1 protein-coding gene is annotated in these 421 nt (G+C 53.4%); it reads right to left on the reverse strand.

Annotated features, from left to right (window positions below):
* Positions 1-421, reverse strand: a 421-nt coding sequence (locus CHM34_RS18590; RefSeq protein ID WP_276207726.1) for a sulfurtransferase, incomplete at both ends; no start/stop codon positions are given.

Consider the following 421-nt stretch of genomic DNA (forward strand, 5'->3'; position numbering starts at 1 on the left):
GGATATTAAAGGCTGTGGGGATATGCCCAGAGCGGGAGACAGTGGGGGAAAGATGCGGAGAAAGCGTATTTCCTATGTACTCATCGCGGCTGCGCGCATCAATAATAAGAGCTTTCCCCAATGATGCGAGAACATCCTGGCGGTAGACGCGGAGGCTACTGTCGTGGCGTTCCACAATGGGGTAATCGGACTCGGGGAATGCCCGCACAGCGAAACTACTGGGGCGTTCTTCTAGGAACCAGGCGTCGCGCCCACCATCGAGAAGACGCACATCTGCATGGCCGAAGAGGGTGAATACCCACAATGCGTAAGCTGCCCACCAATTGGATTTATCGCCGTAGAGAATAATCGTGTCGTTTTGGCGAATACCAAGACGCCGCATCAAACTAGCGAAATGTTGGCCGTTGACAAAGTCACGAAT

The sequence above is a fragment of the Paludifilum halophilum genome (assembly GCF_002245355.1).
GTDB classification, from domain to species: domain Bacteria; phylum Bacillota; class Bacilli; order Thermoactinomycetales; family DSM-45169; genus Paludifilum; species Paludifilum halophilum.